This window comes from Maritalea mobilis (assembly GCF_004363175.1).
GTDB classification, from domain to species: Bacteria; Pseudomonadota; Alphaproteobacteria; order Rhizobiales; family Devosiaceae; genus Maritalea; species Maritalea mobilis.
This window is the reverse complement of sequence record NZ_SNYR01000003.1, coordinates 54,867-69,635: the sequence shown is the minus strand read 5'-3', so window position 1 is coordinate 69,635 and position 14,769 is coordinate 54,867. Positions and strand designations below refer to the sequence as shown.

15 protein-coding genes and 1 tRNA gene are annotated in these 14,769 nt (G+C 50.5%); 8 read left to right on the top strand and 8 right to left on the bottom strand.

Features of this window, described 5'->3' with window-relative positions; genetic code table 11:
- Nucleotides 1–162: 162 nt before the first annotated feature.
- Nucleotides 163–1,473, top strand: coding sequence for an NAD(P)H-dependent oxidoreductase (locus ATL17_RS12945; protein ID WP_133573832.1), 1,311 nt, complete (start codon nucleotides 163–165; stop codon nucleotides 1,471–1,473).
- A gap of 1 nt (nucleotide 1,474) precedes the next feature.
- Here ATL17_RS12945 and znuA read toward each other — a convergent pair whose 3' ends face one another.
- On the bottom strand, nucleotides 1,475–2,446 hold the full coding sequence (gene znuA, locus ATL17_RS12940) for a zinc ABC transporter substrate-binding protein ZnuA (RefSeq protein ID WP_208111209.1): 972 nt from the start codon (nucleotides 2,444–2,446) through the stop codon (nucleotides 1,475–1,477).
- A gap of 98 nt (nucleotides 2,447–2,544) precedes the next feature.
- On the opposite strand from znuA, the gene ATL17_RS12935 reads away from it, so the two are divergent.
- The 5 genes from ATL17_RS12935 (at nucleotide 2,545) to ATL17_RS12915 (ending at nucleotide 6,299) form a co-directional block, all read left to right on the top strand.
- Complete coding sequence (locus ATL17_RS12935; protein WP_281275894.1) at nucleotides 2,545–3,366, top strand: ATP-binding cassette domain-containing protein; 822 nt, start codon at nucleotides 2,545–2,547, stop codon at nucleotides 3,364–3,366.
- Nucleotides 3,366–4,196 carry a zinc ABC transporter permease subunit ZnuB gene (znuB, locus tag ATL17_RS12930; protein WP_208111208.1) on the top strand — a complete coding sequence of 277 codons (831 nt, stop codon included), beginning with the start codon at nucleotides 3,366–3,368 and terminating at the stop codon, nucleotides 4,194–4,196. The genes ATL17_RS12935 and znuB overlap by 1 nt, the downstream gene beginning before the upstream one ends.
- Complete coding sequence (locus tag ATL17_RS12925; protein WP_133573250.1) at nucleotides 4,189–4,578, top strand: Fur family transcriptional regulator; 390 nt, start codon at nucleotides 4,189–4,191, stop codon at nucleotides 4,576–4,578. The genes znuB and ATL17_RS12925 overlap by 8 nt, the downstream gene beginning before the upstream one ends.
- Before the next feature lie 142 nt (nucleotides 4,579–4,720).
- Nucleotides 4,721–6,040, top strand: a complete 1,320-nt coding sequence (locus tag ATL17_RS12920; RefSeq protein ID WP_133573249.1) for an Hsp70 family protein — start codon at nucleotides 4,721–4,723, stop codon at nucleotides 6,038–6,040.
- Between the two features lie 97 nt (nucleotides 6,041–6,137).
- Nucleotides 6,138–6,299 (top strand): DUF1328 family protein, encoded by a 162-nt coding sequence (locus ATL17_RS12915; protein WP_133573248.1) that lies wholly within the window; start codon nucleotides 6,138–6,140, stop codon nucleotides 6,297–6,299.
- A gap of 25 nt (nucleotides 6,300–6,324) precedes the next feature.
- Here the strand turns inward: ATL17_RS12915 and ATL17_RS12910 are convergent, their stop codons facing one another.
- The 3 genes from ATL17_RS12910 to ATL17_RS12900 form a co-directional block, all read right to left on the bottom strand.
- Nucleotides 6,325–6,651, bottom strand: coding sequence for a BLUF domain-containing protein (locus ATL17_RS12910; RefSeq protein WP_133573247.1), 327 nt, complete (start codon nucleotides 6,649–6,651; stop codon nucleotides 6,325–6,327).
- A gap of 91 nt (nucleotides 6,652–6,742) precedes the next feature.
- Nucleotides 6,743–7,069, bottom strand: a complete 327-nt coding sequence (locus ATL17_RS12905) for a BLUF domain-containing protein (RefSeq protein ID WP_166639036.1) — start codon at nucleotides 7,067–7,069, stop codon at nucleotides 6,743–6,745.
- 155 nt (nucleotides 7,070–7,224) lie between these two features.
- Nucleotides 7,225–7,301 (bottom strand) — tRNA-Arg (locus ATL17_RS12900).
- A gap of 140 nt (nucleotides 7,302–7,441) precedes the next feature.
- Here ATL17_RS12900 and ATL17_RS12895 point away from each other — a divergent pair.
- Nucleotides 7,442–8,224: a thermonuclease family protein gene (locus ATL17_RS12895; RefSeq protein WP_246028719.1), complete on the top strand. Its 783-nt coding sequence runs from the start codon at nucleotides 7,442–7,444 to the stop codon at nucleotides 8,222–8,224.
- Nucleotides 8,225–8,233: 9 nt separating this feature from the next.
- The gene (locus ATL17_RS12890; RefSeq protein ID WP_133573245.1) at nucleotides 8,234–9,691 is read left to right on the top strand and encodes a M48 family metalloprotease; all 1,458 of its coding nucleotides are present in this window, start codon (nucleotides 8,234–8,236) and stop codon (nucleotides 9,689–9,691) included.
- Between the two features lie 53 nt (nucleotides 9,692–9,744).
- Here the strand turns inward: ATL17_RS12890 and ATL17_RS12885 are convergent, their stop codons facing one another.
- The 4 genes from ATL17_RS12885 to ATL17_RS12870 form a co-directional block, all read right to left on the bottom strand.
- Complete coding sequence (locus ATL17_RS12885) at nucleotides 9,745–10,305, bottom strand: CarD family transcriptional regulator (RefSeq protein WP_133573244.1); 561 nt, start codon at nucleotides 10,303–10,305, stop codon at nucleotides 9,745–9,747.
- Nucleotides 10,306–10,595: 290 nt separating this feature from the next.
- Nucleotides 10,596–10,934: a ferredoxin FdxA gene (fdxA, locus tag ATL17_RS12880; RefSeq protein WP_133573243.1), complete on the bottom strand. Its 339-nt coding sequence runs from the start codon at nucleotides 10,932–10,934 to the stop codon at nucleotides 10,596–10,598.
- Nucleotides 10,935–11,107: 173 nt separating this feature from the next.
- Complete coding sequence (locus ATL17_RS12875; RefSeq protein WP_133573242.1) at nucleotides 11,108–11,503, bottom strand: RNA-binding S4 domain-containing protein; 396 nt, start codon at nucleotides 11,501–11,503, stop codon at nucleotides 11,108–11,110.
- Nucleotides 11,504–14,347 (bottom strand): helicase-related protein, encoded by a 2,844-nt coding sequence (locus tag ATL17_RS12870; RefSeq protein WP_133573241.1) that lies wholly within the window; start codon nucleotides 14,345–14,347, stop codon nucleotides 11,504–11,506. It abuts the gene before it with no gap.
- Between the last annotated feature and the right edge of the window lie 422 nt (nucleotides 14,348–14,769).

Sequence of the window (14,769 nt, the reverse complement as noted above, 5' to 3'; positions counted from 1 at the left end):
AGCGCTCCTTTTGCCGGAAGGTTAGATTGATCTGATCTTTTGAGAAAATCAACTTGATGTGACGTTAGGGGTCGCCTTTATCCTTCAATTTGCGTTAGTAAGGCGGAACTCTATTTTATTTCGGTACGCCTTATGACCATCGAAACGACCAAACCCTTTCAAATGAACCGCGAAACCATGACGGGGATTTCGCGCGATCTCTATCAATTGGCCGATAGTGGCAAAGAGATCATTGTGGGTTTGATCGGGGCTGGAGAGATGGGTACCGACTTGATTTTGCAAATTGGCCGAATGCGCGGCATGCGTGTTGGGGCCGTTGCGGTGCGGAATATTGATAATGCACTAAAAGCCGTTGAGATTGCTTATGGCGACCGCGAAAATGCTGTGGTGTGCGAAAATGATGCCGCCATTTCCCGCGCAATTGAGATGGGCAAGATTGCCGTTTGTGGCGACGCACGTTTAGTGGCGCAAAATGGGCATATTAGCCAAGTGATTGAGGCAACGGGCAAGCCAAGCGTGGGGGCTGAAATTGGCTTGTTGACTCTGGAAGCGGGCAAACATTTGGTGATGATGAATGTGGAAGCTGACGTGACCGTCGGCACTTATTTGCATCGTCGCGCCAAAGAACTTGGATTGGTTTATTCTGTTGGAGCAGGGGACGAGCCGTCGTCGATCATGGAGCTGATCGATTTTGCGAATGCTTTGGAATTGCCGATCATCTCTGCCGGCAAGGGCAAAAACAACCCGCTCAAATTTGACGCAGTGCCTGCGGACTATGAAGAAGAAGCCTTTGTCCGCAATATGAACCCGCGCATGCTGGTTGAATTTGTCGATGGCTCTAAAACGATGGTGGAGATGGCGGCGTTGGCCAATGCCACTGGTCTGGTGCCGGATGTGCCGGGCATGCATGGACCAGAAGCGACCATTGATACGCTTGAGGATATTTTGATCCCACAGGAAGATGGCGGCATCCTCTCTGGTGCGGGCAAGGTGGATTACACCATAGGCAAGGGCGTGGCGCCAGGTGTTTTTGTGGTGGTGAAGGCCCCGCACGAACGCATTCATGAACGCATGGCGGATTTGAAAGTGGGGCGTGGGCCTTATTTCACGCTTTATCGTCCGTTCCATCTGACCAGTTTGGAAGTGCCGCTGACTTGCGCGCGCATCGCGCTTTATGGCCAGTCAGATATGGTGCCGATGGGTCGGCCAGTCGCGGACGTATGTGCGGTTGCGAAAAAGGATATACAGCCAGGTGAAACATTGGATGCGATTGGGCAATATTGCTATCGCTCTTTCACAATGACGCGCCATGATGCCAAGGCGAAGGCTGCGCATCCGGTGGGGTTGATTGAAGGCGGCAAAGTGATTGCCCCGATCAAAAAAGGTGAGCTGATCACTGCGCAAAACACCACCCCGGACGCGAGCTTGAAGATCGTTGATCTGCGCCGCGTCCAGGATGAAATGTTAGATTAGGCTATTCGCCTAAACAGTCAGCAAAATTATTGCCCATGGTGCGGATCAGGTTGAAATAAAGCTCTGGTCCATCTTCAAGTTCTGCGCCAAGCGGGTCGAGCACGGCCTGTTTCACATTGGTGCCTTCCACCGCCAGATCAACCAGTTTTGCATCAAACTGAGGCTCTGCGAAAATGCAGCTGATTTGATCTTCTTTCAAATGTGCTTTCAGCTCTGTCAGGCGTTTTGCACCCGGTTTGATCTCTGGGCTCAGCGTAACGGTGCCTGCATTGGTCAACCCATATTGAGCTTCAAAATATTGATAAGCATCGTGGAAGGTCACAAACTTTTTGGCCTCAAGGCCCGCCAATTGCGCTTTGATTTCCGCGTTTAGGGCGTTTAGGTTTTCAAGGGTAGCAGCGGCATTTTTTTGGTATTGCGCGGCGTGCTCAGCATCCGCCGCACTCAGCTCTTCGGCCACTAATTCGACGAAATGTTTGGCGTTTTCGACATCAAGCCAAAGGTGAAGATCTGTATCACCATGGTGATGGCCCTCATGGTCGTCATGACCATGTTCGTCTTCATGAGCGTGCTCGTCGTCATGCTCATGCTCTTCATGGTCATGATCGTCCAGGCTGACTTCGCGGGTGGGGAGAAAATGGAAATGATCCTCATGCTCTTGAAGCTCAATCACTTTGGCTTCTTGTGGCAATGATGTAATTGATTTTGCCAAAAAACCTTCAAGTTCATGACCGACCCAAAAGATGATGTCTGCATTTTGCAGCGCTTGCGCGTCTGAAGGTTTGAGCGCGTAATCATGGGGTGACGCATTGGCCGGCACGATGTTTATGGGTGTATTGACCCCTTGGGTCACGTTGGCCACCAGCGAGTGAAGTGGGCGAATGGAGGTCACCACATTGAGTTCACTAGCCGTTGCAACACCCGTCATCGCCAAGCTCAGGGCCAAGGCGCTTGCGCTAAATTTCATTCGCATTACCATCTCCATTAATGTAATAACATAACATTGTTGCGTAACGATATAACGTATGGCAAAAAGAGGCGCAACCGTTCTTTTTAAATGAGTGGAAAATCGTGGGTGATCAATTCAAAGCGCAAGAGGCGCTGGTGCGTTTAGACAAAGTTGGCGTTTATCGCGACGGCAAGTGGCTCGTGCGCGGCGTTAGCTTTGATGTGCATCCGAAAGAAATCGTTACGCTGATTGGGCCAAACGGTTCGGGCAAATCCACGAGTGTTAAAACGGCTCTTGGCGTGGTGCAGCCAACCGAAGGGCGGGTGACCCGTCGTCCCGATTTGCAAGTTGGCTATGTGCCGCAAAAATTTACGTTGGACTGGACATTGCCGCTTCCGGTCAAACGCATGATGAATTTGACCAAGAAACATAGACACGCTGAAATTGAGCGGGCTTTGGATCTGGTTGGGATTTTGCATCTAAAATCGGCCAATATGCAATCGCTGTCCGGCGGAGAAACCCAGCGCGCTTTGTTGGCGCGGGCTTTGTTGATGCAGCCGGATTTGCTGGTGCTGGATGAGCCTGTGCAAGGCGTGGATTTCGCCGGCGAGATCGCGCTTTATGAGTTGATCAAAACCATCCGCGACGAAACGGGTTGTGGAATTTTGCTGATCTCTCATGATCTGCATGTGGTGATGGCGCAAACCGATACGGTGATTTGTTTGAACGGCCATGTCTGTTGTCGCGGTACGCCGAAATTGGTGGCAGAGAGTGACGAATATAAGCGCTTGTTCGGTGCGCGCGCAGCGCAAAGTTTAGCGGTTTATCAGCATGATCATGACCATACACATCTGCCGGATGGGCGGGTGATGCATGCGGATGGCACCATTCATGGTCATTGCGAACATGTGCATGAAACATCCCATGAAAAGGAACATCACTAATGGGCATTTTTGATGATTTCTTTATGCGAGCATTGATTGGAGGCATTGGATTTGCCTTGGTTACCGGACCTCTTGGCTGCTTTATCGTGTGGCGGCGCATGGCTTATTTCGGCGACACGATGGCCCATTCGGCCCTGCTGGGCGTGGCGTTGAGTTTTGTGTTCAATCTTAATTTGATGGTGGGCGTTATCGCCGTGGCGTTAATGGTGTCGTTTGCGCTGATGATTTTGGAAAAGCGCCAATCGCTCTCTGCAGATGCGCTGTTGGGCATTCTGTCTCATTCCACGCTTGCGCTGGGCTTGGTTATCGTCAGCTTAATGACCAGTGTGCGCATTGATCTGATGGCGTTGCTGTTTGGTGATATCTTGGCGGTGACCACAGCTGATATTCAAATGGTCTATGGGTTAGGCGCGGTTGTTTTAGGCATTCTCATCTGGTTTTGGCGGCCTTTGATTGCGGCCACGGTGAATGTGGAATTGGCTCAGGCAGAAAATATGAAGCCGCAGCGCACGCGGTTTATCCTGATGGTGTTGCTGGCCTTGTTGATTGCCATTGCAATGAAGATTGTTGGCATTTTATTGATCACCGCTCTCTTGATCATTCCTGCCGCCACCGCGCGCCGCTTTGCGGCTACGCCAGAAATTATGGCTGTGCTTGCCTCCATTTTGGGCGTTGTCGCGGTGATTGGCGGTCTATATGGTTCGCTCTATTATGATACACCGTCCGGCCCTTCTATTGTGGTGGCGGCATTGGTCATTTTTCTGATTTCTTTGGTGCCGAAAAATCTGTTTGGCCCCAAAAACAAAGTTGCGGAGGCCCCACATGACTGAGCAAAATTTGACCAAAAACCAGGATTTGGTGCTCAATCAATTGGGCAAATCCAAAACGCCCATGAGCGCATATGATCTCTTAGACAAATTGCGCGATAAGGGGCTGAAAGCGCCGCTGCAAATTTATCGCGCGCTGGATAAACTCACTGAATTGGGTCTCGCCCATCGCCTTGAAAGTTTGAATGCTTTTGTGGCCTGTGCCCACCCCAATTGTCATGAAAATGAACTGATCGCTTTTGGCATTTGTGAAAACTGCAACAAGGTTTGGGAGTTTTCGGATGAGGAAGTGAGCAAGCGGCTCGATCTTTGGGCGAAAGAGCGCGATTTTACCCCCCTCAAAACCAGCCTTGAAATTCGCGGTATCTGCGCCAAGTGCGCTTAGTTTGCCGCGCCGACTTGCTATTCTAGGTGCCGCCTGATAGGAAGCGCGTCCGCATTTTTATAATTCTGACACGTCGTTGATTTAACCACCGCATCTTTCGGGGTGTTTGGCTTGGGTTTTTCACGTTCTTTTGGAGGGGCATATGGGCGCGCATTTTTCCTATGGCGTTGATTTTGGCACAACAAACACAGTTATTGCCCGGGCCAATCACAATGGTGATGTGGAAACGGTTCAATTCGGCATGTCTGATCAAATGTCGGACGTTTATCGCTCGGTTCTTTGTTTCCAAAAGATAGAACGCGAACGCTCATTTGATGTGGAAGTGAGTGCCGGGTTGGAGGCCATCAAAGCCTATTTGTCGGCACTGTCGGAAATTCGCTTCATTCAATCATTCAAAAGCCATGCGGCCAGTCGCTTGTTTGAAGAAACGCGGGTGTTTGGTCAAAAATATCGGTTTGAAGATTTGCTGGCCTCCTTCCTGCAAACAGCGCGCAAAAGTGCATCGAGCGGGTTGGACGAAATGGGCACCAGCTTTATTTCGGGGCGCCCCGTGGCGTTTGTGGGGTCATCGCCTGATGATCAATTGGCGATGGAGCGTTATGAGTTGGGATATCAAAAAGCGGGTTTTCCAACGCCAAAGCATGTTTATGAGCCGGTTGGCGCGGCCTATTCTTATGCGAAGCGCTTGCAAAAGGATGCAACGGTTCTGGTTGGCGATTTTGGCGGTGGCACCAGTGACTTTTCCATCATTCGGTTTGAACGGCATGGCGACAAGGTTGTGGCGCATCCGCTTGGTTATGCGGGTGTGGGCATTGCGGGGGATAGTTTTGACTATCGGATCATCGACGCGGTGATCTGTCCAGAACTGGGCAAAGGTACGCAATATAAGTCATTCGACAAAATCCTTGAAATTCCGAAACATTACTTCGCCAATTTTGCGCGATGGCACCAGCTTGCGGTTTTGAAAACGCCGCAAAATATGAATGAGCTGGAAGAGCTTTGGAACGCGTCGCTTGCGCCGGATAAGCTTGAGGCTTTGATCGATACCATCATGGACGATCGCGGCTTTGATATTTATCGGGCCGTTTCGGGCGCAAAGGCGGAGTTATCGTCGAAGCCAACGGCGAACCTGCAGATCAAGCTCGGCAAAATTCAAATTGATCGTGAAATACAGGTGCAGGAATTTGAGCAATGGATCGAGAAAGATCTTGCCCAAATTGGTGCGGCTGTTGATGGATTGTTTGATCGAGAACACATCAATATTGAAGATATTGACCATGTGTTCCTTACTGGTGGTTCGTCCTTCATTCCAGCAGTGAAGCAGTTATTTGCTGATCGATTTGGTCCCGACAAACTGGCTGACGGCAATCAATTTCAGTCTGTTGCACATGGCTTGGCCCTGATTGGTTTGCTAGACGATGTGGAGCCTTGGTTGGCGGGTGCAGAATTGGCGCTTAGCTAATTCATCCAGTGGCATTGGGAACCATTTTGCCCGAAACGCCTTTATCTCCTTGAACAGCGGAGAGCATTTTCTCCGCAACTAGCGATAGGAGAGAAATGTGCTTTCATGGATTTTGATTTTGCTTGTGGTTGCAGCTGTGGCGGGTCTTTTGGGCCTTGGCACCTTGTCTGGCTTGGCGATGACAGGCGCGAAAATTCTGATTGGTTTCGTGTTGGTGATGTTCTTGCTGGTGATTTTAGGTTTGGTATCGATCGCCTAAATAATGTTGGGCAAGTTTGAGCGGTTTAGAGCGCCATTGCGGCGATCAGCTCGTCAAAGTCTTTGCTTTCGATCATCTTCATTGACCAGTCGGCATAAGCGCGTTGGGTGATGGGCTTGCGCATCATTTCAACAACGCTGGCGTGGCGGCTATCCAATTTGATGTTGCGCATCAGTTGATTGATGTCGGCCTCTTTGCCTTCAATCACTTGGGCAAAGCTTTCGCCGTTATAGGCAAGGGCACCGGTAATGTTGTGGGCCTTATTGTTAAGTTGTGCATGCTCTAAAATTGCTGACACATCTTTGTAGTTCAGATTGGGCAATCCGGTGCTGACATAAAGAAGTCTAATCATTTGGCCCCATCGCAAGTTTGGTTTTAAGTATAACCAATTCTAGCAAATGGGGCTAAATGATTTCTGAATGAACAATTTGCTGTTTGCCGCGCTAGGCACTCATCGCGTGAACGAGCTCGTCGAATTGAAGCCCTTCAATATGTTTCATGTGCCAGCCGTCAAAGGCGCGTTTTTCAATGGGCTTGCGCACCATTTCAATCACGCCTGAATGGCGTTCATCATTTTTGATGTTGGTCATCAATTGATTAAGGTGGCTTTCTGCCCCTTCAAGCACTTGGGCGAAATTAACGCCATTATAGGCCAGAGCGCCTGTGATATCGAATTTTGCGTTATGTTCGGTGGCCGTGGCGACAATCTGTGAGATGTCGGCTTCAGTCAGGCTCGGTATCGCTGTGCTTACATATAGAATTCTAATCAAGTTGGTTCCTAAATCTGCTGATTTCAGCAATGTTTAAAGTTCTGCCCCCCGCAATGGGATGGCAATACACCAACATGATGTTTTGTAAGGATTATGGCAAGTGTTTGGATAGTTGGCGCGCGTTATATTTATGCAACACCATTGTTTGGGGAAGCTGGTGATCCCGGCGCGATTCGAACGCGCGACCCTCAGATTAGGAATCTGATGCTCTATCCTACTGAGCTACGGGACCACGGGCTCAACTTATCTAATGTTGGTGACAGATAAAAGCGCTTTGCGGGGATGATTTTCGCCCGAATTTAGTGCAACATCGCCAATGATGTATCAGGGTGGAATTTTATGAAGTTTGCCAAGCAATTTGGAGCAATATTTGTGGCAGGTTTTTTCTTTGCGACCAATTATGCCATGTCAGCCTACGCATGTGACACCTTAACACCCGGTCCAAAAGGGCGCGTGGTGGAAATCACTGATGGGGATACGTTGATTTTGGACAATAGCCAAAAGGTGCGGCTGATTGGGATGCAAGCGCCAAAATTGCCCTTGGGTCGCATCGGCTTTGAAACTTGGCCTTTGGCGCCGGAAGCGAAAGATTTTCTGGCTGATTTTACGTTGGGCGAGGATGTGCAGGTCTTTTATGGCAGCACCCGCAAGGATCGGCATGGGCGCATTTTAGGGCACGTGTTTGTTGATGGTGACAAGAAGCAGTGGGCGCAAAAGGCGGTGATCGCCAATGGGTTGGCCCGCGTCTATTCTTTTGACGATAATCGGCATTGTTTGGATGAGCTGTATGCGGCTGAGCGACAAGCGCGTGTGGACCGAAAAGGCATTTGGGCACTTGAATATTATCAAATTCGGCAGGCAGATAAGCCGAACCAATTGGTCAAGCTCGCTGGGCGGTACGAATTGGTTGAAGGCCGTGTTTTTGATGTTGGCAGTTCCGGTGGACGTGTATATTTGAATTTTGGTCGAGATTGGGACACTGACTTTACGGTTGTGATACAAAGAGGGGCGCTAAGTGCCTTTAAAAAGGCGGATTTTGATCCCAGAAAACTCGCAAATGCCTTAATTCGTGTGCGGGGTTGGGTGGATGACCATGATGGGCCGCGCATCGATGTAACGCATCCGGAGCAGATTGAGATATTGGCAGCGCAGTAGGTTGAGAACATGAAGAGACGTCACATTGTTATTGCCGTGGCGCTGGCTGGTGTTTTGTCTGGCTGCACGAGCGTTTTTACCGGCAACGGAGTAGGCACATCGCAATTGGGCGATTGGTCGGCCGATCGTGTGCCTGCTGGCGCTGACCCCGGGGATAGCGTGATCGGGCTGCGTGAGCATCCAAAAATTGTGGCTACATATGGTGGCGTTTATAACCACCGCGCTGCTGAGATTATGTTGGCGCGCATGGCGGGTAAGCTTTTGGTGGCGGCGGAACAGCCGAACCAGAGCCTGACTGTGACGATTTTGGATTCACCAGAGGTGAACGCCTTTGCCTTGCCGGGTGGCTATATTTATGTGACACGTGGCATTTTGGCGCTCGCCAGCGATGAGGCCGAGCTTGCCGCTGTGTTGTCGCACGAAATTGCCCATTTAACCTTGCGTCATGCGCGTGAACGGTCAAACCGTGAGCGGACGAGCAAGATTGTTGACCGTGTGATTTCGGGCATTTTAGGCGCTGATCCAGATACGGATCAATCATTGGCCCGCTCCAAACTATCCCTTGCTGCATTCTCGCAAGCGCAAGAGCTTGCTGCGGACCGCACCGGCGTGCTGGTGGCTGGGGCTGCTGGATATGATCCGCATGCAGCGGCGCGGTTCCTGTCGCAGATGGGTCGCTTTGCGGCGTTCACTGAAGGAGATAAAAGCGGTGACGATTTCTTGTCTTCGCACCCTTCCACCCCATCGCGCATTGAAGAGGCGGTGAAGTCTGCCCGTCAATTGGGCGCGCCGGGCATTGGGGAGAATGAACGCGAACGCTATCAGCGTGCCATTGACGGATTGGCTTTTGGCCCAAACCCGGAAAATGGCACAATTGTCGGCCAACGTTTTATTTATCCTGCGCTGAAATTTACGTTTGAAGTGCCAAACAATTATCAATTGAGCAATGGCAATGCCTCTGTGGTCGCGGTCGCGGAGAGCGGGACTGCGTTGCGATTTGATAGTGCCGAGGTGCCGGCCACTTTGCCGCTTGAAGATTATTTGCGGTCTGGCTGGGTAGCTGGGCTTAATGAAGATAGTGTGCGCACCGGAAAGCAAAATGGAGTTGATCGGGTGATCGCGACAGCAACAACGGAAAAATGGTTTTTCCGCATTGCTGCTTTGCGTTTTGAGGACCGCGTTTATCGCTTTATCTTCGCCGCAGAGCGCGACAGCAAAGCCTTTAAGCAAGAGTTTGAGCGCACCATTGATAGTTTCCGCCGTGCACGCGGGGAAGACCTCAAGCTGATCCAGAATTTTGAAATTGATATTGTGACCGCCAAGCAAGGGCAGCGGGCGCGCGACCTTTCATCTATGATGGCAGGTGTGAAGCGGCGTGATGATTTGTTCTTGATTTTGAACGGGCTTTACCCTGGCGATCCATTGGTTGCCGGGCAAGGGTACAAAATTATCAGGCCAGAACGATAAAGGCCGCAACCCCATGGGGTTCCGGCCTTTGATCTGGAATTGGCTTTGGTGCCTTATGCGGCAGCTTCTTCGCCAGCCTCGTCTGATTTAGCGCCACGACGTGGGCTTTTCGCGAGGTTCTTTTGGATGAGTTTCACCGCTTCTGTAAGTGTGATGCGGTTTACCGCAGCAATCTCACGGCTCATACGGTCGATCGCTGCTTCAAACAATTGACGCTCTGAGTAAGATTGCTCAGGCTGATCGTCTGAACGGAAAAGGTCCCGCACAACTTCAGAAATAGAAATCAGATCGCCGGAATTGATCTTGGCTTCATATTCTTGTGCGCGACGGCTCCACATGGTGCGCTTAACACGTGCGCGACCTGTTACAGTGGTCAATGCTTTTTCTACGGTTTCTTCGTCTGCCAATTTGCGCATGCCTACGGTTTTGACCTTTGCAAGTGGCACACGGAGGGTCAACTTATCCTGCTCAAAATTGATGACAAAAAGCTCAAGTGAAAGACCTGCAACTTCTTGTTCCTCGATGCCGGTAATCTGGCCAACGCCGTGTGAAGGGTAAACAATGAACTCACCTGTTTTAAACCCTTGACGCTGCACTGATTTTTTAGTTGCCATATAATGGTACTCCTGTTGACGCCCAAACGTTTCCCACGTTTGTTTGGCTTTATCGCCCCAAATCGCTAACTTATTCTGACACAAGGAATGGGACCCAATTCTCATTGGTTAAGGAAATGTTAATCCTGTCCTTGTGAAGCAAAAAAAACGTGCCCTCCGGCACGGCTGGTTAGAATAAATACGCGACTGTTATCTATATGTAACACAAAATGCCGCCAGAATCAATTTTGGCGGCATTAGGACTTGTCTAGCAATTTTTTATAGTAAAAGAGCGGCTAATAGAGCCAAGCTTAGTCGCCTTCACCAGGTGCTTCTGAGAAGTATTTCTCAAGCTTGCCTTTTTCACCGTCAAATTTAGCAGCGTCCGCAGGTGGTTCGCGCTTCTCGGTGATGTTTGGCCAAACTTCAGCAAATTTGGTGTTTAGCTCAAGCCAGCTTTCCAAGCCAGGCTCGGTATCCGGTACAATTGCTTCTGCCGGGCACTCAGGCTCGCACACGCCACAGTCAATACATTCATCAGGATGGATGACCAGCATGTTTTCGCCTTCATAGAAGCAATCCACGGGACATACTTCCACACAATCCATATATTTACATTTGATGCAATTGTCGGTGACGATGTAAGTCATGTAGCCAATTCCACTTTGTTATTTGACCGTTTAACCCGGTTTTTCATTCGGCTTATTGGCTAAAGCCTTTTCCAAAAAAGTGCAAGCCATGAAACGGGGTTTCCTTTTTCAAAGATTGGTGAATTTTGAAAAAGCAGAACTGTTTTTGGGTTGAAAAGAAAATGGTTGCGAAATTACAGCGCGTCTTTGCCCAAAAGCGACTGGGTTTGGCGCCGTTCTTTCTTGGTGGGGCGGCCAGCTCCCTTTTCCCGCACAGCTTGTGGTAATGGACGTGGACCATCTGTTTTGGGTGGCGGCGGTGGGCTTAAATCTTCATAGAGTTCAGCAGCTTGGGGCGCTGAGCCGCGCTTTTCACCCAATTGTACGACACGGTAAATTTTGATTTGTCGGGGCAGGGTGACGGTAAGTACATCGCCGATTTTCACCTTATAGGCGCAATCATTGCAGCGTTCTTTGTTCACCCGCACATGGCCACCATTGACCAGCTTTTGAGCGAGCGTGCGCGTTTTGACGCAGCGGACAAACCACAGCCATTTATCAATGCGTTGTTTGCCCGCTGGCGCGTTCATTTATTGTTTTTTGAGAGCCATCAACGCGGCGAAAGGCGAATCGGGATCGATTGGCTTTTGCTTCTTCTCAGGGCGTTGATTTTGGTTGGCGTGACGATTTGGCCCTTTGCCTTGATTTGGCTTGCCGCGCTTTTGGCCCTTGGCCGGGCGCTTCGCCCCTTGCTTGGCATGGTTTGGCTTGCGGTTATTGTTCCGCCCGCCGGGATACCAAATTTCGTCGAACTGTTCTTCAGCTTCTGCCGATGCCACCTCGGCTGCATTGGCTTCGGTAGCTTCTGCGGCCTGCTCTGGTGCAGCATTTTCTTCTGCAGGTGCCGTAGTTTCTGCTTGCGGTTCTGCCGCAGCAGTTTCAGCACTGTCAGCAGTTGCCTCTTCAGCTTTTGCTTCAATCTTTGTGCGATTGACGCGATAGCCTAGGCTTTTCAGCACAGAGCTGAATTCTTCACCGGCGCAGCCCAAAAGCGATGTCATTTCCACCGTAACACGGAAGCCGTTGCCCGGCGCGGCGCCTTCAGGTGCTTCAGTTTCCTGATTGCGGGCTGGGTCGAAGCTGATCAATGGGCGAATCAAATCTGCGAGACGCTCCAAAATGTCCACGCGCACAGCGCGTTGGCCCACCACTTTAAAGCCAGCAATTTCATACAATTCTTTGGCAAAGCTTGGCTCTACATCAATTGAAGTGCGGCCAGAAAGAATAACTTGCGGCAGTTCAGAAACGCCGGGTTGGCGCACGCCGCCATGTTGCAAGGCCCACAAGATGAGCGCCAATTCGCGCGGTGCGGGCTTAAGAGAAAGCGGCACATAGATGTGGTAAGCGCCAAATTTCACGCCCATTTTGCGCATTACGCCACGCACATCTTGGTCGAGGCCCTTGACTTCTTGCGCAACATCTTGCCGTGGCAGCACGCCAAGTTTTTCAGCGATCTGATAGGCAACGCCACGGGCAGTGCCATCCAGTTCAGTTGGCTCGCGCATTTGCAGCAGCGGCTCCAACAATGTGTTCACATGGTGCTTAAGCCACAACGTCACACGCTCTTGCACGGCCTCTAGTTCAGCGCCGTTCAAGCTTTCATCAGCCAAAATCACCGCGCGAGGGCGGAACAGATCGTCGCCTTGCGCAAGATCTGCAATGATTTCGCCGCGCCAACGGATCAAACCGTCTGTCGCCAAGACGAATTCATCATTTGGTGCATCTGCAACTTTTTCAGCACGCTTTTTGATTTCAGGTGCAATGGCTACGCCTGCAGCGGTGCGCAAATTTTTTGCGTCGCCACCTTCGCCAGGGGTGAGGTTAAAGCGAAAGCCTTCGATAGATCCGATTTTATGGCCCTCAAGGGATACGTCGCCGCTTTGGGAAATTTCAGGTGTCGTCATACTCTTATCTCTTAAATGGCGCAGAAGGACGCTGGTGCGCCGATCGACAAATCTTTGGGTAAGTCGCTCATGGAGCGCATCTGATAAATTGTTTTCGATTTCACTTGTTTTTTCACGCCAGTAGGTCGGATCTTTTAGCCAGTTTTTACGGTTTGCGACAAATGTCCAAGTTCGAATTTGTTTAATACGATTGGACAATGTGTCAATATCACCGACGCTATTGTCGCAAAAGCTGACCTGTTCGTCCATCCAGTCTTCAAAAATATAGCCTCTGGTGCCAAGATTTTGAAAGATTGTGGCAATTATCTCACCATGTTGGGCCGGAGAGATGCTGCGATAGTCTGGAATTTGCGCACATTCCCACGCCAAACTTGTCTGCTCAACGCCTTTTACTTCGCCAATTTCGGGGTGACGCTGCAAAAATTCGAGGGCCATTTGGTCCTTAGCGGTGGGGATATTGGTCAGCAATTTATGCTGTGCGGGTACTTCTAAAGATCGGCGCAGCGCTTCAAGCGAGCGCAAATCAAAGTCACGAGATCGCCATTGCAAGACTTTTACGGGCGCAAATTGGTGGGTTTCCAATTGCTCGATCACTTCGTCGCTGAACGGTTCAATACCAGCGGTGATGCCGAATGTGCCGTCGCGCTTGTGTCGTCCGGCGCGCCCGGCAATTTGGGCCAGCTCGGCTGGGGTAAGGTGACGCAATTGCTTGCCGTCAAACTTCATATCGGCTGCAAAAGCCACATGATGAATGTCGAGATTAAGGCCCATGCCAATGGCATCTGTGGCGACAAGAAAGTCCACATCGCCATTTTCATAGAGATCGACCTGCGCATTGCGGGTGCGCGGGCTAAGTGCGCCCATCACCACAGCGGCACCGCCGCGCTGGCGGCGGATCAGTTCTGCGATGGCGTAAACTTCATTGGCGGAAAAGGCGACAATGGCCGAGCGGCGGGGTTGGCGCGTGATCTTTTTTGAGCCGACATAATCCAAGTTGGAGAATCGGGGGCGCATAATGATGTCGACATCAGGCAGCAAGGCAGAAATGATGGGGGCCATTGTGCCCGCGCCCAACAGCAGCGTCTCTTGGGTGCCGCGGCTGTGCAAAATCCGGTCGGTGAATACATGGCCGCGGTCTAGATGGGTGGCGGTTTGGATTTCATCCACCACCACACATTCAACGCTCAGCTCGGTTGGCATAGCTTCGACCGTTGCCACCCAATAGCGTGCTTTGTCCGGCACGATGCGCTCTTCACCCGTAACCAAGGCCACCGCTTCGCTGCCCGCACGATGGCAAAGGGTTTGATAAATCTCCCGCGCCAAGAGCCGCAAAGGCAGGCCGATCATGCCTGAACGGTGCGCCAACATGCGTTCAATCGCATAATGGGTTTTGCCCGTGTTGGTAGGTCCCAAAATGGCTTTCAGATTTGGGCCTTTGGCGGGGCGGATGAAGGGGTGAGGTGCGTTCATAAGTTCTTTGGGCCAAACAATTTCAAACAAGCCTTTAGCTGGGCTTTTGATTGGTTTCAAATTGAAACATGTTTGGTCACAATTGCGGGCCGAATTTACACTTGGTACAAAGTGAGAACAAATAAGGTCCGAATCGCGCTTTTGTCCATATTCTGATTTCGTTCTATACCGTATATAGTAGGGCGGTTAGTCGCCTACCACAAATTTTGAATTTTTAATCAAAACTTAACCATAATTTTCGCTTTTTCCGTTTAGATTGATGAAGGAACGGTTAAAATTGTAACTTTATTTACCTGCCTTGTTTTTCTGTGAACTGCAAGGTGGTGAAATTAATTGCGATCTTAACTTTTCCCGCGCCGAAAATAAGGCATGTTGGCGGAAAAATTTACAAAAAAGCTATTGCCGTTCCATTTTGGGAATGG

Coding starts and splice junctions, on each gene's coding strand:
- ATL17_RS12945 (WP_133573832.1), top strand. CDS start 163: ATGAACCGCGAAACCATGACGGGGATTTCGCGCGATCTCTATCAATTG.
- znuA (WP_208111209.1), bottom strand. CDS start 2,446: ATGCGAATGAAATTTAGCGCAAGCGCCTTGGCCCTGAGCTTGGCGATG.
- znuB (WP_208111208.1), top strand. CDS start 3,366: ATGGGCATTTTTGATGATTTCTTTATGCGAGCATTGATTGGAGGCATT.
- ATL17_RS12925 (WP_133573250.1), top strand. CDS start 4,189: ATGACTGAGCAAAATTTGACCAAAAACCAGGATTTGGTGCTCAATCAA.
- ATL17_RS12920 (WP_133573249.1), top strand. CDS start 4,721: ATGGGCGCGCATTTTTCCTATGGCGTTGATTTTGGCACAACAAACACA.
- ATL17_RS12910 (WP_133573247.1), bottom strand. CDS start 6,651: ATGATTAGACTTCTTTATGTCAGCACCGGATTGCCCAATCTGAACTAC.
- ATL17_RS12890 (WP_133573245.1), top strand. CDS start 8,234: ATGAAGAGACGTCACATTGTTATTGCCGTGGCGCTGGCTGGTGTTTTG.
- ATL17_RS12885 (WP_133573244.1), bottom strand. CDS start 10,305: ATGGCAACTAAAAAATCAGTGCAGCGTCAAGGGTTTAAAACAGGTGAG.
- fdxA (WP_133573243.1), bottom strand. CDS start 10,934: ATGACTTACATCGTCACCGACAATTGCATCAAATGTAAATATATGGAT.
- ATL17_RS12875 (WP_133573242.1), bottom strand. CDS start 11,503: ATGAACGCGCCAGCGGGCAAACAACGCATTGATAAATGGCTGTGGTTT.
- ATL17_RS12870 (WP_133573241.1), bottom strand. CDS start 14,347: ATGAACGCACCTCACCCCTTCATCCGCCCCGCCAAAGGCCCAAATCTG.